7 protein-coding genes, 2 tRNA genes, 3 rRNA genes and 1 pseudogene are annotated in these 21,279 nt (G+C 56.7%); 12 read left to right on the forward strand and 1 reads right to left on the reverse strand.

The annotated features are described in order from the left end of the window. The first annotated feature begins 156 nt into the window (after nucleotides 1-156). The 9 genes from AC3ITY_RS03235 to recD all read left to right on the forward strand — a co-directional run bounded on the left by AC3ITY_RS03235 (nucleotide 157) and on the right by recD (nucleotide 16,991). Nucleotides 157-1,650 carry a CoA-acylating methylmalonate-semialdehyde dehydrogenase gene (locus AC3ITY_RS03235; RefSeq protein WP_056725206.1) on the forward strand — a complete coding sequence of 498 codons (1,494 nt, stop codon included), beginning with the start codon at nucleotides 157-159 and terminating at the stop codon, nucleotides 1,648-1,650. A 569-nt stretch (nucleotides 1,651-2,219) separates the two neighbouring features. Beyond that, nucleotides 2,220-3,756 (forward strand): 16S ribosomal RNA (locus tag AC3ITY_RS03240). Between the two features lie 159 nt (nucleotides 3,757-3,915). Beyond that, nucleotides 3,916-3,992: transfer RNA gene (locus AC3ITY_RS03245), tRNA-Ile, on the forward strand. Nucleotides 3,993-4,022: 30 nt separating this feature from the next. Next, nucleotides 4,023-4,098, forward strand: a tRNA-Ala gene (locus tag AC3ITY_RS03250). A gap of 249 nt (nucleotides 4,099-4,347) precedes the next feature. Then, nucleotides 4,348-7,241: ribosomal RNA gene (locus AC3ITY_RS03255) — 23S ribosomal RNA — on the forward strand. A gap of 161 nt (nucleotides 7,242-7,402) precedes the next feature. After that, nucleotides 7,403-7,518 (forward strand): 5S ribosomal RNA (rrf, locus tag AC3ITY_RS03260). Together the 16S, 23S and 5S rRNA genes with 2 tRNA genes alongside form the textbook arrangement of a ribosomal RNA operon. A 229-nt stretch (nucleotides 7,519-7,747) precedes the next feature. Continuing rightward, nucleotides 7,748-11,197 carry an exodeoxyribonuclease V subunit gamma gene (gene recC / locus AC3ITY_RS03265; RefSeq protein WP_489307589.1) on the forward strand — a complete coding sequence of 1,150 codons (3,450 nt, stop codon included), beginning with the start codon at nucleotides 7,748-7,750 and terminating at the stop codon, nucleotides 11,195-11,197. After that, nucleotides 11,197-14,886, forward strand: coding sequence for an exodeoxyribonuclease V subunit beta (gene recB / locus AC3ITY_RS03270; RefSeq protein ID WP_489307590.1), 3,690 nt, complete (start codon nucleotides 11,197-11,199; stop codon nucleotides 14,884-14,886). The genes recC and recB overlap by 1 nt, the downstream gene beginning before the upstream one ends. Next, nucleotides 14,883-16,991, forward strand: a complete 2,109-nt coding sequence (gene recD, locus AC3ITY_RS03275; protein WP_489307591.1) for an exodeoxyribonuclease V subunit alpha — start codon at nucleotides 14,883-14,885, stop codon at nucleotides 16,989-16,991. Before recB ends, recD begins: the two co-directional genes overlap by 4 nt. Nucleotides 16,992-16,995: 4 nt before the next feature. On the opposite strand, the pseudogene AC3ITY_RS03280 reads toward recD, so the two are convergent. Then, a pseudogene (locus tag AC3ITY_RS03280) lies at nucleotides 16,996-17,136 on the reverse strand (LysR family transcriptional regulator); the annotation flags it as partial. Between the two features lie 613 nt (nucleotides 17,137-17,749). Here AC3ITY_RS03280 and AC3ITY_RS03285 point away from each other — a divergent pair. The 3 genes from AC3ITY_RS03285 (at nucleotide 17,750) to AC3ITY_RS03295 (ending at nucleotide 21,256) form a co-directional block, all read left to right on the forward strand. Further along, nucleotides 17,750-18,535, forward strand: coding sequence for a tyrosine-type recombinase/integrase (locus tag AC3ITY_RS03285; protein ID WP_489307592.1), 786 nt, complete (start codon nucleotides 17,750-17,752; stop codon nucleotides 18,533-18,535). 258 nt (nucleotides 18,536-18,793) lie between these two features. After that, nucleotides 18,794-19,477, forward strand: a complete 684-nt coding sequence (locus AC3ITY_RS03290) for a hypothetical protein (protein ID WP_489307594.1) — start codon at nucleotides 18,794-18,796, stop codon at nucleotides 19,475-19,477. Nucleotides 19,478-20,560: 1,083 nt separating this feature from the next. Next, on the forward strand, nucleotides 20,561-21,256 hold the full coding sequence (locus AC3ITY_RS03295; RefSeq protein WP_489307596.1) for a recombinase family protein: 696 nt from the start codon (nucleotides 20,561-20,563) through the stop codon (nucleotides 21,254-21,256). The last annotated feature ends 23 nt before the right edge of the window (nucleotides 21,257-21,279 follow it).

The raw sequence follows: 21,279 nt of genomic DNA on the forward strand, positions 1-21,279 counted from the left end.
GCGAGCTTGCTCGCGATGGACGTTAACGATGATGCGGGCTGCCTGGATGAACGCGGCGCCCTCACTATCTTCGCGAGCAAGCTCGCTCCTACAAAAGCTATCTATATAGCAGGCACCCGTTGAAGGGCGCCTGTGGACAACTTTTCAGGAGCTTCCATGAGCGTTATTCCGCATTTGATCAATGGTGAACTGGTGACCGAGAACGGTCGCGCGGTTGATGTGTTCAACCCGTCTACCGGTCAGGCGATTCACAAGCTGCCGCTGGCAACCCGCGAAACCATCCAGAGCGCCATCGACGCGGCCAAGGCTGCATTCCCGGCTTGGCGCAACACGCCGCCGGCCAAGCGTGCCCAAGTGATGTTCCGCTTCAAGCAACTGCTGGAGCAGAACGAAGCTCGCATCTCGCAATTGATCAGCGAAGAGCACGGCAAGACCCTGGAAGATGCTGCCGGTGAATTGAAGCGCGGTATCGAGAACGTCGAGTTCGCTTGCGCGGCTCCGGAAATCCTCAAGGGCGAGTACAGCCGTAACGTCGGCCCGAACATCGATGCCTGGTCGGACTTCCAGCCGCTGGGCGTGGTTGCCGGTATCACGCCGTTTAACTTCCCGGCCATGGTGCCGCTGTGGATGTACCCGCTGGCGATCGTCTGCGGCAACTGCTTTATCCTCAAGCCGTCCGAGCGTGACCCGAGCTCGACGCTGCTGATCGCCCAGTTGCTGCTGGAGGCTGGTCTGCCTAAAGGCGTACTGAGCGTGGTGCACGGTGACAAGACTGCGGTGGACGCATTGATCGAAGCGCCGGAAGTCAAAGCGCTGAGCTTCGTTGGTTCGACGCCGATTGCCGAATACATCTATTCCGAAGGCACCAAGCGCGGCAAACGCGTTCAGGCCCTGGGCGGTGCGAAGAACCACGCCGTGCTGATGCCGGATGCAGACCTGGACAACGCCGTCAGCGCTCTGATGGGCGCGGCTTACGGTTCTTGCGGCGAGCGTTGCATGGCGATCTCGGTAGCGGTGTGCGTGGGTGATCAGGTGGCCGATGCACTGGTGGCCAAGCTGGTTCCGCAAATCAAGGCGCTGAAAATCGGTGCCGGTACCAACTGCGGCCTGGACATGGGCCCACTGGTGACTGGCCAGGCACGCGACAAGGTCAGCGGTTATGTAGAAGACGGCGTAGCCGCCGGCGCGACACTGGTGGTGGACGGCCGTGGCCTGACCGTGGCTGGTCACGAGGAAGGCTTCTTCCTGGGTGGTTGCCTGTTCGACAACGTCACGCCAGAGATGCGTATCTATAAAGAAGAGATCTTCGGGCCGGTGCTGTGCGTTGTTCGGGTCAATAGCCTGGAAGAAGCCATGCAGCTGATCAACGATCACGAGTATGGCAACGGCACCTGCATCTTCACCCGTGACGGCGAAGCGGCGCGGTTGTTCTGCGACGAGATCGAGGTCGGCATGGTCGGTGTCAACGTACCGCTGCCGGTGCCGGTGGCTTACCACAGCTTTGGCGGCTGGAAGCGTTCGCTGTTCGGCGACCTGCACGCCTATGGCCCGGATGGTGTGCGTTTCTATACCCGCCGCAAAGCCATCACCCAGCGCTGGCCGCAGCGCGCGAGCCATGAAGCTTCGCAGTTCGCCTTCCCTAGCTTGTAAGTAGAGGGGCGCAGAAGGCCGACCCATTGGGTCGGCCTTTTTGTTTTCGGGGCTTTTTTGCCCTATATGACAGAATTGTGAAAATAGCTGTTGACGGCAGATTCCAGATCTCTATAATTCGCCCCACTTCCGGCGCGGTCGAAACGGAAAACTCCTTGGTAAACAAAGAGTTACGCAGTTTTCGGCAGCGAGTTGCTTCAGTTCATCGAAGCCAAAAGGGAGTTGAAAAAGAGGTGTTGACAGCAGCGTGTAACGCTGTAGAATTCGCCTCCCGCTGACGAGAGATCTGAAGCGCAAGTGGTTGAAGTTGAAAAGGAAACTTGGAAAACTTCTGAAAAATACCACTTGACAGCAAATGAGGCTGCTGTAGAATGCGCGCCTCGGTTGAGACGAAAGATCTTAACCAACCGCTCTTTAACAACTGAATCAAGCAATTCGTGTGGGTGCTTGTGGAGTCAGACTGCTAGTCAACAGATTATCAGCATCACAAGTTACTCCGCGAGAAATCAAAGATGTAACCAACGATTGCTGAGCCAAGTTTAGGGTTTTCTCAAAACCCAAAGATGTTTGAACTGAAGAGTTTGATCATGGCTCAGATTGAACGCTGGCGGCAGGCCTAACACATGCAAGTCGAGCGGATGACAGGAGCTTGCTCCTGAATTCAGCGGCGGACGGGTGAGTAATGCCTAGGAATCTGCCTGGTAGTGGGGGACAACGTTTCGAAAGGAACGCTAATACCGCATACGTCCTACGGGAGAAAGCAGGGGACCTTCGGGCCTTGCGCTATCAGATGAGCCTAGGTCGGATTAGCTAGTTGGTGAGGTAATGGCTCACCAAGGCGACGATCCGTAACTGGTCTGAGAGGATGATCAGTCACACTGGAACTGAGACACGGTCCAGACTCCTACGGGAGGCAGCAGTGGGGAATATTGGACAATGGGCGAAAGCCTGATCCAGCCATGCCGCGTGTGTGAAGAAGGTCTTCGGATTGTAAAGCACTTTAAGTTGGGAGGAAGGGCATTAACCTAATACGTTAGTGTTTTGACGTTACCGACAGAATAAGCACCGGCTAACTCTGTGCCAGCAGCCGCGGTAATACAGAGGGTGCAAGCGTTAATCGGAATTACTGGGCGTAAAGCGCGCGTAGGTGGTTCGTTAAGTTGGATGTGAAAGCCCCGGGCTCAACCTGGGAACTGCATTCAAAACTGACGAGCTAGAGTATGGTAGAGGGTGGTGGAATTTCCTGTGTAGCGGTGAAATGCGTAGATATAGGAAGGAACACCAGTGGCGAAGGCGACCACCTGGACTGATACTGACACTGAGGTGCGAAAGCGTGGGGAGCAAACAGGATTAGATACCCTGGTAGTCCACGCCGTAAACGATGTCAACTAGCCGTTGGGAGCCTTGAGCTCTTAGTGGCGCAGCTAACGCATTAAGTTGACCGCCTGGGGAGTACGGCCGCAAGGTTAAAACTCAAATGAATTGACGGGGGCCCGCACAAGCGGTGGAGCATGTGGTTTAATTCGAAGCAACGCGAAGAACCTTACCAGGCCTTGACATCCAATGAACTTTCCAGAGATGGATTGGTGCCTTCGGGAACATTGAGACAGGTGCTGCATGGCTGTCGTCAGCTCGTGTCGTGAGATGTTGGGTTAAGTCCCGTAACGAGCGCAACCCTTGTCCTTAGTTACCAGCACGTCATGGTGGGCACTCTAAGGAGACTGCCGGTGACAAACCGGAGGAAGGTGGGGATGACGTCAAGTCATCATGGCCCTTACGGCCTGGGCTACACACGTGCTACAATGGTCGGTACAGAGGGTTGCCAAGCCGCGAGGTGGAGCTAATCCCACAAAACCGATCGTAGTCCGGATCGCAGTCTGCAACTCGACTGCGTGAAGTCGGAATCGCTAGTAATCGCGAATCAGAATGTCGCGGTGAATACGTTCCCGGGCCTTGTACACACCGCCCGTCACACCATGGGAGTGGGTTGCACCAGAAGTAGCTAGTCTAACCTTCGGGAGGACGGTTACCACGGTGTGATTCATGACTGGGGTGAAGTCGTAACAAGGTAGCCGTAGGGGAACCTGCGGCTGGATCACCTCCTTAATCGACGACTCAGCTGCTCCATAAGTTCCCACACGAATTGCTTGATTCATTGAAGAAGACGATAAGAAGCAGCCTTGGGGTTGTAGCTTAGTTGGTTAGAGCGCACCCCATGCTCTGTGGTTAAGAGCAGGGTGAGGTCGGCCTTAGCAGCTCGAAATTGGGTCTGTAGCTCAGTTGGTTAGAGCGCACCCCTGATAAGGGTGAGGTCGGCAGTTCGAATCTGCCCAGACCCACCAATTTTGTGTGGGAAACGCCTGTAGAAATACGGGGCCATAGCTCAGCTGGGAGAGCGCCTGCCTTGCACGCAGGAGGTCAACGGTTCGATCCCGTTTGGCTCCACCACTACTGCTTCTGATTGTGTAAAGCTTAGAAATGAGCATTCCATCGAGACGATGGTGAATGTTGATTTCTAGTCTTTGACTAGTTCGTTCTTTAAAAATTTGGGTATGTGATAGAAGGATAGACTGAACGTTACTTTCACTGGTAACGGATCAGGCTAAGGTAAAATTTGTGAGTTGCTCTTTATGAGCAAGAATCGAATTTTCGGCGAATGTCGTCTTCATAGTATAACCAGATTGCTTGGGGTTATATGGTCAAGTGAAGAAGCGCATACGGTGGATGCCTTGGCAGTCAGAGGCGATGAAAGACGTGGTAGCCTGCGAAAAGCTTCGGGGAGTCGGCAAACAGACTTTGATCCGGAGATGTCTGAATGGGGGAACCCAGCCATCATAAGATGGTTATCTTGTACTGAATACATAGGTGCAAGAGGCGAACCAGGGGAACTGAAACATCTAAGTACCCTGAGGAAAAGAAATCAACCGAGATTCCCTTAGTAGTGGCGAGCGAACGGGGACTAGCCCTTAAGTGGCTTTGAGATTAGCGGAACGCTCTGGAAAGTGCGGCCATAGTGGGTGATAGCCCTGTACGCGAAAATCTCTTGGTCATGAAATCGAGTAGGACGGAGCACGAGAAACTTTGTCTGAATATGGGGGGACCATCCTCCAAGGCTAAATACTACTGACTGACCGATAGTGAACTAGTACCGTGAGGGAAAGGCGAAAAGAACCCCGGAGAGGGGAGTGAAATAGATCCTGAAACCGTATGCGTACAAGCAGTGGGAGCCCACTTTGTTGGGTGACTGCGTACCTTTTGTATAATGGGTCAGCGACTTATTTTCAGTGGCGAGCTTAACCGAATAGGGGAGGCGTAGCGAAAGCGAGTCTTAATAGGGCGTCTAGTCGCTGGGAATAGACCCGAAACCGGGCGATCTATCCATGGGCAGGTTGAAGGTTGGGTAACACTAACTGGAGGACCGAACCGACTACCGTTGAAAAGTTAGCGGATGACCTGTGGATCGGAGTGAAAGGCTAATCAAGCTCGGAGATAGCTGGTTCTCCTCGAAAGCTATTTAGGTAGCGCCTCATGTATCACTGTAGGGGGTAGAGCACTGTTTCGGCTAGGGGGTCATCCCGACTTACCAAACCGATGCAAACTCCGAATACCTACAAGTGCCGAGCATGGGAGACACACGGCGGGTGCTAACGTCCGTCGTGAAAAGGGAAACAACCCAGACCGTCAGCTAAGGTCCCAAAGTTATGGTTAAGTGGGAAACGATGTGGGAAGGCTTAGACAGCTAGGAGGTTGGCTTAGAAGCAGCCACCCTTTAAAGAAAGCGTAATAGCTCACTAGTCGAGTCGGCCTGCGCGGAAGATGTAACGGGGCTCAAACCATACACCGAAGCTACGGGTATCACCTTCGGGTGATGCGGTAGAGGAGCGTTCTGTAAGCCTGTGAAGGTGAGTTGAGAAGCTTGCTGGAGGTATCAGAAGTGCGAATGCTGACATGAGTAACGACAATGGGTGTGAAAAACACCCACGCCGAAAGACCAAGGTTTCCTGCGCAACGTTAATCGACGCAGGGTTAGTCGGTCCCTAAGGCGAGGCTGAAAAGCGTAGTCGATGGAAAACAGGTTAATATTCCTGTACTTCTGGTTATTGCGATGGAGGGACGGAGAAGGCTAGGCCAGCTTGGCGTTGGTTGTCCAAGTTTAAGGTGGTAGGCTGGAATCTTAGGTAAATCCGGGATTCCAAGGCCGAGAGCTGATGACGAGTGTTCTTTTAGAACACGAAGTGGTTGATGCCATGCTTCCAAGAAAAGCTTCTAAGCTTCAGGTAACCAGGAACCGTACCCCAAACCGACACAGGTGGTTGGGTAGAGAATACCAAGGCGCTTGAGAGAACTCGGGTGAAGGAACTAGGCAAAATGGCACCGTAACTTCGGGAGAAGGTGCGCCGGTGAGGGTGAAGGACTTGCTCCGTAAGCCCACGCCGGTCGAAGATACCAGGCCGCTGCGACTGTTTATTAAAAACACAGCACTCTGCAAACACGAAAGTGGACGTATAGGGTGTGACGCCTGCCCGGTGCCGGAAGGTTAATTGATGGGGTTAGCTAACGCGAAGCTCTTGATCGAAGCCCCGGTAAACGGCGGCCGTAACTATAACGGTCCTAAGGTAGCGAAATTCCTTGTCGGGTAAGTTCCGACCTGCACGAATGGCGTAACGATGGCGGCGCTGTCTCCACCCGAGACTCAGTGAAATTGAAATCGCTGTGAAGATGCAGTGTATCCGCGGCTAGACGGAAAGACCCCGTGAACCTTTACTATAGCTTTGCACTGGACTTTGAATTTGCTTGTGTAGGATAGGTGGGAGGCTTTGAAGCGTGGACGCCAGTTCGCGTGGAGCCAACCTTGAAATACCACCCTGGCAACTTTGAGGTTCTAACTCAGGTCCGTTATCCGGATCGAGGACAGTGTATGGTGGGTAGTTTGACTGGGGCGGTCTCCTCCTAAAGAGTAACGGAGGAGTACGAAGGTGCGCTCAGACCGGTCGGAAATCGGTCGTAGAGTATAAAGGCAAAAGCGCGCTTGACTGCGAGACAGACACGTCGAGCAGGTACGAAAGTAGGTCTTAGTGATCCGGTGGTTCTGTATGGAAGGGCCATCGCTCAACGGATAAAAGGTACTCCGGGGATAACAGGCTGATACCGCCCAAGAGTTCATATCGACGGCGGTGTTTGGCACCTCGATGTCGGCTCATCACATCCTGGGGCTGAAGCCGGTCCCAAGGGTATGGCTGTTCGCCATTTAAAGTGGTACGCGAGCTGGGTTTAGAACGTCGTGAGACAGTTCGGTCCCTATCTGCCGTGGACGTTTGAGATTTGAGAGGGGCTGCTCCTAGTACGAGAGGACCGGAGTGGACGAACCTCTGGTGTTCCGGTTGTCACGCCAGTGGCATTGCCGGGTAGCTATGTTCGGAAAAGATAACCGCTGAAAGCATCTAAGCGGGAAACTTGCCTCAAGATGAGATCTCACTGGGACCTTGAGTCCCCTGAAGGGCCGTCGAAGACTACGACGTTGATAGGTTGGGTGTGTAAGCGCTGTGAGGCGTTGAGCTAACCAATACTAATTGCCCGTGAGGCTTGACCATATAACACCCAAGCAATTTGCTTACTTCGAAAGAGGCATCAGATTGCGGTGTGTGAAGACGAAACGAACCGAAAGTTCGAGATACTCACAAAACACCGAAAGCTGTCACATACCCAATTTGCTGAAGCGAGGCCATCTGGTCACGACTCAGTACCCGAATTTCTTGACGACCATAGAGCGTTGGAACCACCTGATCCCATCCCGAACTCAGCAGTGAAACGATGCATCGCCGATGGTAGTGTGGGGTTTCCCCATGTGAGAGTAGGTCATCGTCAAGATTAAATTCCGAAACCCCTATCTGCGTATGCAGGTAGGGGTTTTGTTTTTGTCCGCCATGTAGGAGCGAGCTCGCTCGCGATGGACTTCAGGACGGCGCGGGGCATCAGCAAGTTAGCGTCAGCGTTGACGACCATCGTCGGAACGCCGCCTGGAGCAAGCTCACTCCTACAGCAAGTCGCCTTCAATGCTAAAGTCGTCCCTCGATTTGTGTTTTCCAAGGAAGCCTTTATGCCGGACGCGACGTCCCTCAGTGCTGGTTTTATGGTGGTTCACGGCAACCGCCTGGACGAGTTGCGCAGCCTGGTGGTCAGCTGGATGCGCCGCTACCCGCTGGCTCCCCTGGAGAATGAAATCGCGTTGGTGCAAAGCAATGGCATTGCCCAATGGCTGAAGCTGGCACTGGCGGAAGATTCTGAAGAAGACGACATGGGAGGCTGCGGCATCGCTGCCGCCATCGACGTGCAGTTGCCCGGCAGCTTCATGTGGCAGCTCTATCGCATGGTCCTTGGCCGCGACGAAATTCCGGTCAAGTCCCTGCTCGATAAAGCCCCGCTGACCTGGCGTCTGATGCGCCTGCTGCCGCAGTTGATCAACCAACCGCACTTCGAGCCGCTGCAGCGTTTCCTGACCCACGACACCGACCTGCGTAAACGCTATCAATTGGCTGAGCGTCTGGCGGATCTGTTCGACCAATACCAGGTGTACCGAGCCGACTGGCTCGAAGACTGGGCGCAAGGTCGCCATCAAACAAGAAACGCCAGGGGCGAAGCCAAATACCTGACCCCGGCCAATTGCTGGCAGGCAGAGTTATGGCGCGCACTCTTGCAGGATGTGGGAGCAGAAGGCATGGCGCAAAGCCGTGCAGGTGTCCATCAGCGATTTGTCGAGCGCATCAATAACCTCGAAACAGCTCCCAAGGGATTGCCCTCGCGAGTGATCGTTTTCGGGATTTCTTCCCTGCCTGCCCAAGCCCTGGAAGCACTGGCTGGACTGGCACGATTCAGCCAGGTCCTGCTGTGTGTACATAACCCGTGTCGTCACCATTGGGCAGACATCGTCGCCGATAAAGACCTGTTGCGGCATCAATACAAGCGTCAGGCCCGCAAAAGCGGCATGCCGGTAGTGATCGATCCGCAAACCCTGCATCAGCATGCTCACCCACTGCTGGCCGCCTGGGGCAAGCAGGGGCGGGACTACATCAACCTGCTCGACAGTTATGACGATCCCAACAGCTATCGTTCGGCATTCCGCGACGGGCGTATCGACCTGTTCAGTGACGGTCAGCCGCTGAACGTGCTTAACCAGTTACAGGACGACATTCTCGAGTTGCGTCCCCTCAACGAGACACGGGAGCATTGGTCCGCAATCGATCTTGAGAAGGACGAATCGATCCGTTTTCACATCGCCCACAGCGCCCAGCGAGAAGTCGAGATCCTCCACGATCAACTGCTCGCGCGCTTCAGCGCCGACCCGACATTGCGGCCCCGGGACATCATCGTGATGGTCCCGGACATCGACAGCTACGCACCGCATATTCGTGCCGTGTTTGGTCAGCTTGACCGCCAGGACCCACGCTTCATTCCGTTTACCCTGGCTGACCAGGGCCAGCGTGGTCGCGATCCATTGCTGATTGCTGTGGAGCACCTGCTCAAGCTGCCTGACAGCCGATTCCCCGTCAGTGAGATTCTCGATCTGCTGGACGTCCCGGCACTGCGCGCTCGCTTTGTTGTCGAGGAGCGTGACCTGCCGACGCTGCACCGCTGGATCGAAGGCGCCGGCATTCGCTGGGGCATGAATGCCGAGCAACGCGCCGGGCTCGGGCTGCCCAATGAACTGGAGCAAAACAGCTGGCGTTTCGGCTTGCGACGGATGTTGCTCGGTTATGCCGTTGGCAGCGCCGATGCTTATGAGGGTATCGAACCCTACGACGAGATCGGTGGCCTGGACGCTGCGCTCATCGGTCCGCTGGTTGCGTTGCTCGACGCGCTGGAAGTGGCTCACCACGAACTCTCTCAGCCGGCATCACCGGGGCAATGGGGCTTGCGCTTGCAGGCGTTGGTGCAGTTGTTCTTCCTTGCTAGTAACGAACACGATGACTATTTGCTGGCCCAACTTGAAGAGCTGCGTGAGACCTGGCTCGAGACCTGCGAATCCGTCGGGTTGCAGGATGAGTTGCCGCTGACCGTCGTCCGTGAAGCCTGGCTTGCAGGTCTGGATCAGGGCCGTTTGTCCCAGCGTTTTCTGGCCGGTGCGGTCAACTTCTGCACCTTGATGCCCATGCGCGCGATCCCGTTCAAACTGGTGTGCCTGCTGGGCATGAATGACGGCGATTATCCGCGCGCGCAACCGCCGCTGGATTTCGATCTGATGGGCAGTGATTACCGTCCGGGCGACCGCTCCCGGCGCGAAGATGACCGCTACCTGTTGCTGGAAGCCTTGCTGTCGGCAAGGGACCAGCTCTACATCAGTTGGGTGGGCCGCAGCATCCGCGACAACAGCGAGCGGCCTGCTTCGGTGCTGATCGGCCAGTTGCGTGATCACTTGGCCAGCGGTTGGCGATTGCTGCAAGGCGACGAGGATCTGCTGGAAGCCATGACCCGCGAACACCCATTGCAACCCTTCAGTGCTCGCTACTTTCACGAAGGGGATGAGTCGTTCAGCTACGCGATCGAATGGCAGGTCCTTCATCAAGCGACAGAGCAACAGGCAAGCGCCGAAGTGCTCGGCCCCCACGTTCAGGACGAACCACTCAGTCTCGGTCAACTGCAGGATTTCCTGCGCAATCCGATACGGCACTTTTTCACCCAGCGACTGAAGGTCTTCTTCGAGGCGGCCGAAGTGCCGTTGGCCGATGAAGAGCCTTTTGTCCTGGATGCGTTGCAGCGTTACAGCCTCAGCGACCGTTTGCTCGAAGCGGCGCTGGCAGATCCGGGAAATACCGGACAGGCATTGGAGGATCAGGCGAAACGTTTGCAGAACAGCGGGCTGCTGCCCATGGCCGGATTCGGTGAGTGCCTGCAACGCGAGTTGATCGAGCCATTACCTGACTTGCTGCAACGCCACCAACAGCTCCTGGCGTTGTGGCCAACACCGCTCAGCAGCGCGTTGCCCGTCAGTATTGAGCTGCAAGGCCTGCACATTGAGGGCTGGCTCAGCGGCCTGCATCAGCGTGCTGATGGTGGTTTGTTGTCTGTCACCACGATCCCCAACAGTATCGGCTCGATCAAGTCGCGCAAATGGCATCGACTGACACGCCCGTGGGTCAATCATCTGATGGCTTGTGCCAGTGGCATGGCGCTGACTACCGCATTGGTGGCCAGCGACGACAGCCTGTTGCTCGGTCCACTGGAGCAGTCCACGGCGCGGACAATTCTCGGTGACCTGTTGATGGACTGGCAGTCGGGGATGCGCCAGCCTCTGCCGATCGCGGTGAAGACAGCCTTCGCGTGGCTGGGGCAAACCGACCCGGTCAAAGCCGAGGCCGCTGCGCGCAAGGCCTATGAAGGTGATGGGCAGACGACGGACGGAGAGCGCCGCGAAAGCCCGGCACTCGCGCGTCAATTCGCCGATTACGATGCCTTGGTCGCCGACGAGACGTTCCCCCAGTGGTGTGACGCGCTCTATCGCCCGCTTCTTGAAGCACCCTGGCATTCACTGTCCAGCGAGGAGTCGCGCTGATGAGCAAGAAGACACCTCTGGCCCTGGCATTCCCGCTGCGCGGCAGTCAACTGATCGAAGCCAGCGCCGGGACCGGCAAGACCTTCACCATTTCCGCGTTGTACCTGCGCCTGGTGCTGGGCAACGGCGGGGAGGACAGTGGTTTCGGACGTGAGTTGTTGCCGCCGCAAATCCTCGTCGTGACGTTCACCGACGCCGCGACCAAAGAGCTGCGCGAACGCATTCGCACGCGGCTCGCCGAGGCCGCACGATATTTCCGCGATGAAACACCGGCCCCCGACAGCCTGATTGCCGAGTTGCGTGATCAGTACCTGCCCGAGCAATGGCCGGGGTGCGCAAACCGCCTGGATATCGCCGCCCAGTGGATGGACGAGGCGGCGGTGTCGACCATCCACAGTTGGTGCCAGCGCATGTTGCGCGAGCACGCATTCGACAGCGGCAGCCTGTTTACCCAGACCCTGGAAACCGACCACAGCGACTTGTTGGGGGAGGTCCTGCGCGATTACTGGCGGCTGTTCTGTTACCCGATGCAAGGTGACGCCTTGAATTGGGTGCGCAGCAATTGGGGCGGGCCGGCTGCGCTGCTGCCGCGGATTCGTGCGCTGTTCGCCAGCGAGCGGGATACCCTTGAAGGGAAAGAACCCGCCGAAGTGATTTCGCAATGCTTGCAAGAGCGCCGGGTTGCCCTGATCGAACTCAAGAAGCCCTGGCTGCAGTGGGCGGACGAGTTGCTTGCCATCTGTCACCAGGGCGTAGCCAGCAAGAGTGTCGACGGTCGCAAGATGCAGGCACGCTATTTCGAGCCCTGGTTTGAAAAGATCAAAGCCTGGGCCGAGGACGAATCCCTTGAGCAACTGGATATTGGCACCGGTTTCACTCGCCTGACCCCGGATGGCATGGCTGAAGCCTGGAAAGGCGAAGCACCTCGACATCCGGGGCTCGATGCGATGGCCGGCCTCAAGGCCTGTCTCGATGGGCTGCCAACGCCTGATGCCGCCGTACTGCAACATGCGGCCCGCTGGGTCGGGGCGCGATTCGAGGAAGAGAAGCGTCGCCGCGCGGAAATGGGTTTCGACGACATGTTGCTGCGCCTTGATGCGGCCTTGCAGTCCGATGGCGGCGAACGACTGGCAACCCTGATTCGAGAACAGTTTCCGGTCGCCCTGATCGATGAGTTCCAGGACACCGACCCGGTGCAATACCGAATCTTCGAGAGCATCTACCGCATTGAAGAGAACAGCCCCGAGTGCGGTCTGTTCCTGATCGGCGACCCGAAACAGGCGATCTACGCTTTTCGCGGTGCCGACATCCATACTTACCTGCGCGCCCGCCAGGCCACCACCGGCCGCCTGCACACCCTTGGCACCAACTTCCGCTCGAGCCATGGCATGGTCAACGCGGTGAACCATGTGTTCGAGCGCGCCGAAGCCCGGGAGTCAGGCCGCGGCGCTTTCCTCTTTCGGGAGAAGAATGGCGACAACCCGGTTCCGTTCACGCCGGTTGCCTCCCTGGGCCGCAAGGAAGTCTTGCGCATCAATGACCAGGTAATCCCTGCCTTGAACATCTGGCACTTGCCGGCCGAACAACCGTTGTCCGGAGCGGTGTACCGGCAACACCTGGCGGCGGCCTGCGCCAGTGAAATCACGGCATTGCTCAATGGCGGACAGCAGGGGCAAGCGGGGTTCACCCAGGATGGCAAAGCCTTCAGGGGCCTGCTGCCGGCGGACATCGCCATCCTGGTGCGCGACGGCAAGGAGGCGCAGGCGGTTCGTGCGCAATTGGCCGCCCGTGGCGTGCGCAGTGTTTACCTGTCGGACAAGGACTCGGTGTTCGCCGCCCAGGAGGCGCATGACGTGCTGACCTGGCTCAAGGCCTGCGCCGAGCCGGATGTCGAGCGACCGCTGCGGGCTGCGTTGGCCAGCATCACGTTGAACCTTTCGCTGACTGAGCTGGAGCGGCTGAATCAGGACGAGTTGGCCTGGGAATCCCGGGTCATGCAGTTCCGTGGCTATCGCGAAGTCTGGCGCAAGCAGGGCGTACTGCCGATGCTGCGACGCCTGCTGCACGACTTCCACCTGCCCCAGGCGTTGATCGCCCGCAGTGACGGCGAGCGCGTCTTGACCAACCTTCTGCACCTTTTCGAACTGCTGCAACAAGCCGCCGCGGAACTCGATGGCGAGCAAGCCCTGATCCGGCATTTGTCCGAGCATCTGGCGTTGTCCGGGCAGGCTGGCGAAGAGCAGATCCTGCGTCTGGAAAGCGATGAGCAATTGGTCAAGGTCGTGACCATTCACAAGTCCAAAGGCCTTGAATACCCCTTGGTGTTCCTGCCGTTCATTTGCTCGGCGAAACCGGTGGATGGCAGTCGCCTGCCATTGCACTACCACGATGAATCCGGCAATGCCCTGGTCACGTTGAAGCCGACAACTGAGTTGATTGCCCTTGCTGACGATGAGCGCCTGGCCGAGGATCTGCGCTTGCTCTATGTCGCCCTGACCCGGGCGCAACACGCTTGCTGGCTGGGGGTGGCTGACCTCAAGCGTGGCAACAACAATGGCTCGGTGCTGCATCTGTCGGCATTGGGTTATCTGCTGGGCGGCGGTGCGCCATTGGCCGAGCCCCCGGCATTGCAGCGTTGGTTGCAGGATCTGCAACAGGACTGCCCGGCGCTGGCGTATGCCGAGATGCCTGAAGCGACTGCAGAGCATTACCGACCACCGCAAAACGACGCGGCGCTGCTGGTGCCGCTGGTTCCGAAGCGCAAGGCCAGTGAAAACTGGTGGATCGCTTCCTACAGCGCGTTGCGTATTGGCGACACCCTGAGTGTCGGCACCGACGAGGCGCCGGAGAGCCCGCAGGCGCAAAAACTGTTCGATGACGAACGCCTCGACCCGCAGGCCCCCAGGGAAGTGGTGGCCGGTGGCGGCGATATCCATCGCTTCCCGCGCGGCCCGAACCCCGGCACCTTCCTCCATGGCTTGCTCGAGTGGGCGGGAGGTGAGGGTTTTGATGCGGCACCACAAGAGGTTATCGACGCCATTGCCCGTCGCTGCAACCGTCGAGGCTGGGAGGGCTGGATCAGCACCTTGAGTGACTGGCTGCAGCATCTGCTCAAGTCGCCGTTGCAACTGGGCGGCGGTCAGGCGCCGGTGATATTCAGCCAGTTGACGCAGTATCAGGTCGAGATGGAGTTCTGGTTCGCCAGCCATAAGGTCGATGTGCTCAAGCTCGATGCGCTGGTGTGCCAATACACCCATAACGGCGTGGCCCGGGTGGCCGCGGAACCTGTATTGCTCAACGGCATGTTCAAGGGCTTCATCGACCTGACGTTCGAACTTGACGGCCGCTATTACGTTGCCGACTACAAATCCAACTGGCTCGGCGTCGATGATGCGGCCTACACCGCACAGGCCATGGAACAGTCGATTCTCGACAACCGTTATGACCTGCAATACGTGTTGTACCTGTTGGCCCTGCACCGCCAGCTCAAGGCGCGGCTCGCCGATTACGACTACGACCGACATGTCGGCGGTGCGTTGTACCTGTTTTTGCGGGGTACGCGTGCGGCCAGCCAGGGTGTGTTTTTCGCCCGGCCGCCAAGAGAACTGATCGAGCGTCTGGACAGGCTGTTCCAGGGCAAGCCAGAGCCCAAGGCCGAGCCCGCCTGGGAACAGGGAGTACTGTTATGAATCGCACATTCGCCGATTTGTTGCCCACATCGCTGGCAGCCGAAAGCCTGGCCGATCTGGCGCCTCTGAGTCGTGCCGACGACTTGCTGTTGTTGCTCACGCGTTGGGTCGAGCGCGGCTGGTTGCGCGCGCTGGACAAAGCCTTTGTGGCGTTTCTGCATGAACTGGCCCCGGAAGATGATCCGTTGGTGTTGCTGGCAGCCGCGCTGACCAGCCACCAATTGGGCCACGGGCATGTCTGCCTCGATCTGTTCGAGACGCTGAAAGAACCGGACTTCGCCCTGTCGTTACCACCCGAAGGTGACGTGCAAGGCGGCGCGATGCTGTTGCCCTCGCAGTTGCTGGGATCGCTGGACGGTGCTCATTGGTGCAAGGTGCTGGCCGCCAGCAACCTGGTCGCACTGGCCGCTGACAGTCGTGACAACGTGCGCGACCGGCCTTTGGTTTTATCGGGCAAACGCTTGTACCTGCGCCGCTATTGGGCCTACGAACGGCGGATCGACCTTTCGTTGCGCGAGCGTTTGACGCAACACGAATTCACGCCGAATGACTTGCTCCAGCGCCTCACCGGGTTGTTTGGTCCTGCCCGGCCTGGTGAAGTGATCGACTGGCAGAAGCTGGCCTGCGCCCTGGCGACCCGCAGCGCATTCAGCATCGTCACGGGGGGGCCGGGAACCGGCAAGACCACCACCGTCGTGCGCTTGCTGGCGTTGCTCCAGGCGCCGGCGGTCGAGGCTGGCATGCCCCTGCGCATTCGCCTCGCCGCACCGACCGGCAAGGCCGCGGCGCGTCTGACAGAATCCATCAGCCAGCAAGTCCGGACCTTGAAGGTTACCCAAGACATACGAGACAAGATCCCCTCCGATGTCACCACCGTTCACCGCCTGCTCGGCAGCCGGCCCGGGACTCGTCATTTTCGACACCACGCGGGCAATCGCCTGCCGCTGGATGTGTTGGTGGTGGACGAGGCTTCGATGATCGACCTGGAAATGATGGCTAACCTGCTCGACGCCTTGCCGGCCCATGCGCGCCTTGTGCTGTTGGGTGACAAGGATCAATTGGCTTCGGTAGAAGCCGGTGCGGTGCTGGGGGACCTGTGTCGCGATGCAGAGGCTGGCTGGTACAGCCCGCAGACACGCCAGTGGCTGGAAGCCGTCAGTGGCGAAAACCTGCAGGCCAGCGGGTTGCAGGAGGACGCGCAGGGCACTCATCCATTGGCCCAACAGGTCGTGATGTTGCGCCATTCCCGGCGATTCGGTGAGGGCAGCGGCATTGGCCAACTGGCTCGTTGGGTCAACCAGCAGCAACCCGAAGAGGCCCGCAAGTTGTTGTCGGCGCGAAGCCATGACGATGTGTATTGCCTGGCCCTCAAGGGGGAGCAGGATCGGGCCCTGGAACGCTTGCTTCTCGACGGCCATGGTGAGGGTCCGCAGGGTTATCGACATTACCTGAGCGTGCTGCGCAAACAGCGGCCGCCACTGGACAGCCCGCTGGAAGATTCACGCTGGATTGATTGGGCCCGACAAGTGCTGCAGGCCTTCGACGCGTTCCAGTTGTTATGTGCCGTGCGCAAGGGACCGTGGGGTGTGGAGGGCTTGAACCAGCGGGTGACGGAGGCATTGCTCAGGGCGCGTCTGATCGACAGCGACCAGCAGTGGTACGAAGGTCGCCCTGTCCTGATGACCCGCAACGATTACGGGCTGGGTTTGATGAACGGCGATATCGGCATTGCCCTCAAGCTCCCGGAGCAGGAAGGCCACGGGACTGGAAAACAGGTTCTGCGTGTGGCATTCCCACGCAATGATGGCCAGGGTGGCGTGCGATTTGTCCTGCCCAGTCGCCTGAATGATGTCGAAACCGTGTACGCCATGACCGTGCATAAATCCCAGGGCTCGGAGTTCGCGCATACCGCGTTGATTCTTCCCGATGCCTTGAACCCGGTGCTCACTAAAGAGTTGATCTACACCGGAATTACCCGCGCCAAGGACTGGTTCACCTTGATCGAGTCGCGTGCAGGCGTGTTTGAAGAGGCGGTGAAACGCCGGGTCAAACGCTTGAGCGGGCTGATGCTGGAGCTAAAGGAAGCCAGCGAGCCGACAAGCTGAAAGGTCAGTAATCGGCAAACAGCATCTCCCGGCTTTCTCCCATCAGCAGGCCCTGATTCTGCTCGGTGACCTCGCGGATGTAATCCCATAACAGGGTGATCCGCTTGAGCTTGCGCAGGTCCTCGCGGCAGTACATCCAGAACTTCAAGGAAAACAGGTTAACCCAATGAATACGGGGGCTAACCGCCATGAGTATCCTTGAAGTTCGATCTGCTGTATCAAGCACTGTTACCAGTCTTACGTTTCCCGTGAAGCCGACCACAAGGCTTGCTAAGCCGTATCACTACCGACGCAACGGTATTTACTACATGCGTCTCAGGGCCACAGGTAGCACCACTGATCTCGCTTCGGTTTCGCTAAAGACCAGCAACAGAAGGGCGGCTATGGAGGCCGCAGAGCAGCTTACGGAGTTCGTCAGGGGCTTTCACTTGGAGAACCCTGACGCCTCTTGGAGCAAGCTGAAGGAACACTTCCGGTTGGTCTCAGTGGAGCTGTTTGAGTCTGGGCGTGAAGGTGACGTTACGCAGGTGTGGGGCGGATTGCATGATAGCCACTCATGCTCTGTGGGCGGCTCTACGCGACCCGTGAAGTCAGTAGCGAGGGCTCCTGTGTCCTTATCTGTAATGGCTTCCGCAGTAACCTTTGAGGCCCTTTCAGCTCTCTATGTGGCTGACCGTGGGCAAGACCAAAAGGCCTCTACTCTTAAAGAGACCACGATTTGCCACAGGGTACTCGGGCTGGCTCTCGGTGAGCTGGACATGCGGACCCACTCACGGGCTGATCTTGTGGCGCTGCGGGATCGTCTTTCAGATGGCCGCATGCCCTCAACGGTCAATAAGCTGCTAGTAAAGCTGTCAGCAGTCCTCGCATGGTCGGTTGAAAACGGTCATATATCCAAGTCCTACGACAAGAAACTAAAGCTCACAAAGGGCACTGAGTCGAGCCGTAAGGCGTTCACGCAGGATCAGGTAGGCAAGCTGGTGGCTTACTCCAACACGCTGCCAGAGACCTCATGGAAGCGCTGGTTGCTGAGCCTTGGAGCTATCACAGGCGGGCGTCTTAATGAAATCTCGCAGTTGACGGTGAGTGACGTTCAGAACCTCGCATCAGGTGTCACGGTCATTCACATCAACGAGCTGGGCGAGGGGAAGTCAATCAAGAACAAGCGTAGTGAGCGTTTGGTGCCATTGACTGACGGAGCTTACGGTTTCGACCTTGCAGCATTCTTGCGGTACGTCGAGGCGAGCAAGGTCAGTCGGTCGGATTCCTTGGCTCAGATTGGCTACAGGCCCGGAGGTGAGTGGGCGAATCAGCAGGCAATCCCAGCGGCTCTGGGGGAGTCCTTTGGTCCCGGCTTAACGTTCCATTCCATGCGACATTCGCTGGCGTCCTTGATGCAAGCCAAAGGAGTTCCTACGGCTTATGCACAGGCTGTAATGGGACATGCGTCGGGCACGATTACTTTTGATGTCTACGGTTCAGGGGTGCCCATTGAGACCATCGCGGAGATGCTTGTGGAGTTGTTCGTTGGTGGTGGTCAGTGACTGTGTTGTTGGGGGCTATTCAGGTTCAAGCGCTAACCATACATCGCAGCCAAGCACAACAAGAACTTGACAGAAAGTCATAATACTGTATGATTATCCACCTGCTTCAGAGAGCAGACAGACATTTCTAAAGCCTCCGCCGCGACCACCGAATTGGTGCCTTGCAAGGGGGCTTTATATTGCCTGCGATTTACCAACCCTAACCGGCAATACCCGAGGTAACGCCTATCGAATTGAACTGAACAGGAGAACCACCCCATGGAACAACATGAACGTAAACGCATTGCACGCAAGCACACCCGCATCATTGATGGATTGATTCTTGATTTAGCTACTGGCGAATGTCTGGGAAGCTATACCACTCACGCCCCAACTCCAGCCCTCTACGATTATCCATTGCCCCAGGTCGGTAAGACCTCAGCGGCATACACGAGCTTTGAGCTTGACCCGGCGCCACGCCCCGACGTTACCGAAGCTGAAGTGGAAGGCTTGCCGGATGGCGTGATTGATCTGGATGCACAACGCAGTAAACGGGGACCAAAGCCCAAAGTGAAATCCAACAAGATCGCCAGCTTGTTGAAGGTGGCCCACGCTGAGAAACGTGGATGGGTTGACGATTACGTTTATGGTTCCTGCTATGTAGCGGCTGGTGACAGCAATGACAAGTTGAACGTAAAACCAACCCATGTACTACGGGCTTGCCTGCTGGATGAGATCAGTGTTGAAGTCATGAAGCGCGTGATTCGCCTTGAAGGTTTACGCACCATGAGTGACCAACAAGCACGAAGAATCTGCCAGTGTGCCCGGTTCGCCATTGGCGGAATGGAACTCTACCTTGAACGCAATCCGACTGTACTCCAGCAGCTCCAGTTCGAAGTGGACTTTGCCGATTCGTACCACGACGGCCAAGCGGATACCCTGCAAGAATTGGCTGGATTTTAATTACGCTCGGATAAGAGAGAGAAGCGAACGCCACTTTAGGGAAGGTAACATTAGGTGGTTGAATTACGCTCGGATATAGAAGGTGAATCACTCCGTTCAGGTGAAGCATTCGCACACTGGAATGGTGCACCACTAGTCGGTACGACTGAGGTTGATACACTTGGAATGTTATGGGGGGATAATAATTGATGAAATCAATCCCCCAAAAAGAAAGTGGTATTAACCCGTGACGGCAACGTCACAATGGTATCCAGCCCCGGCCTTCAGCCGAATGTTTGCACGGATAGCAGGATGCGGAGTGTTCTCTTTCTGTGAGTTTTCATAAATTAACTTACAACAAAGCCCAACTCTTCAAAAAGAGTAACACTGACAAGCAGGCTTGTCGGTCGTAAGCACTCTCAAGAACGTCAGTTCTGATGGTAGGTATTATCTGTTTTGTTTTTATCTGGGTAACTCTTCCAGTGCAAACCTTCTGAACGTAGTTCAGGTTGTTCCTCTCCTTGATGCGTAGCATCCAGTTTCCTACTGTCTATAGAGTGCGACACTAAGTCTATCGTCTTTTCACGATATACAAACCCCGCTAAACCTGCCAAATACCCATGCAAAGTATATGGATTAGCTTTAGTGCCGTTACGACAGCGAATTGACCAAAGTGGCTACACACGTTGATTTCCGTGGCCTAGAGCCATATTGGCTAATCCAGCCCTTCCCGCCTAACACCCCTCCAAACGTTCTAAACCCCTTTCCCGCACCATAATAGTGCGCAGGTACTAAGCGTATCGCTTTTTCTCCCGCGACGGCGGAAATGGAAAAAGTTGCAAAAGTGATTTTGAGGGTGCAGGCCAGCCACCGGCCAACCCACTCTCCACACCTGAAAGCAAGCAGATTCCATTGCAGGCGACGAATGGCATATGTCAGATTGGCTCGCAAGCTCACCAGATTTTCCATTTGTCATTTGGCAGAAATTGCAGATGTCAGTTGTTCAACGGTCGTCCACCAATTGATATATTCCAGAAATCATTCTAGAATCGTGCTCACTGGGTGGCACCATCCGTACAACAGAAACGAGATTGGAGATTTGAAATGGACTGTATCGGGTATGTGCGTGTGTCGATGAAATCGCAAGGTGAATCAGGCTTAGGTCTTGAGGCTCAGCTTGAGTACATCAACCGTGCAGCCCAACAAAATGGATGGAACGTTGTTGCTGTCTATAGTGAGGCTGTGTCAGGCACCATCCATCCCCTAGAGCGCCCTGAGTTCAGTAAGGCCGTGTCACATGGTTTGCCAGTGGTGGTTGCAAAGCTGGATCGTCTTTCAAGAGATGTTGAACACATCGCTGGTCTGATGAAGCGTACTGACTTCAAAGTGGCAACCATGCCCCTAGCTGACAAATTCCAGTTGCATTTGTTTGCAGCATTGGCAGAACAGGAACGAGCCTTCATTGCAGGCCGTACCCGTGAAGCTCTGGCAGCCCTCCAGAAGCGTGCTGACAATGGTGATGCTGTAGCAGTGCAGTCGATTCAGAACCGTGCTCAGGCTCTGGCTAAGGGACGTACAGCAGAGAGTATTGCAGCAGCCAACACAGTGAGAATGGAGAACGTCACCAGCTATCAAACGATGGTACGTCCACACCTCATCACCTGCCTGCATGACAAGATCAACACGCTTCAGTCAGTAGCTGATTGCCTCAATGCTAAAGGCATCCAGACAGCCCGTGGTAGCCAGTTCACACCTACAGCAGTACGTCGCCTGATGATCGCTCTCAACGTGTCTTTCTGAGCCTTGTAGGGGCTTACAGGGGC

The organism is Pseudomonas sp. GL_091 (genome assembly GCF_057837725.1).

Coding starts and splice junctions, on each gene's coding strand:
- AC3ITY_RS03235 (WP_056725206.1), top strand. CDS start 157: ATGAGCGTTATTCCGCATTTGATCAATGGTGAACTGGTGACCGAGAAC.
- recC (WP_489307589.1), top strand. CDS start 7,748: ATGCCGGACGCGACGTCCCTCAGTGCTGGTTTTATGGTGGTTCACGGC.
- recB (WP_489307590.1), top strand. CDS start 11,197: ATGAGCAAGAAGACACCTCTGGCCCTGGCATTCCCGCTGCGCGGCAGT.
- recD (WP_489307591.1), top strand. CDS start 14,883: ATGAATCGCACATTCGCCGATTTGTTGCCCACATCGCTGGCAGCCGAA.
- AC3ITY_RS03285 (WP_489307592.1), top strand. CDS start 17,750: ATGCGGACCCACTCACGGGCTGATCTTGTGGCGCTGCGGGATCGTCTT.
- AC3ITY_RS03290 (WP_489307594.1), top strand. CDS start 18,794: ATGGAACAACATGAACGTAAACGCATTGCACGCAAGCACACCCGCATC.
- AC3ITY_RS03295 (WP_489307596.1), top strand. CDS start 20,561: ATGGACTGTATCGGGTATGTGCGTGTGTCGATGAAATCGCAAGGTGAA.